Consider the following 203-nt stretch of genomic DNA (forward strand, 5'->3'; position numbering starts at 1 on the left):
GAACCGAAAGTTCGACTCTTGCAAAACACCGAAAGCTGTCACATACCCAATTTGCTGAAGCGAGGCCGACCGGCCGCGACTCAGTACCCGAATTTCTTGACGACCATAGAGCGTTGGAACCACCTGATCCCATCCCGAACTCAGCAGTGAAACGATGCATCGCCGATGGTAGTGTGGGGTTTCCCCATGTGAGAGTAGGTCAT

The 203-nt window shown here is 53.2% G+C and carries 1 rRNA gene; it reads left to right on the forward strand.

Annotated features, from left to right (window positions below):
* Window positions 1–95 precede the first annotated feature (95 nt).
* Window positions 96–203 (forward strand): 5S ribosomal RNA (gene rrf, locus KW840_RS28370); the annotation flags it as partial.

Source organism: Pseudomonas sp. PDM30 (assembly GCF_019218985.1).
In the GTDB taxonomy this organism is placed as follows: domain Bacteria; phylum Pseudomonadota; class Gammaproteobacteria; order Pseudomonadales; family Pseudomonadaceae; genus Aquipseudomonas; species Aquipseudomonas jessenii.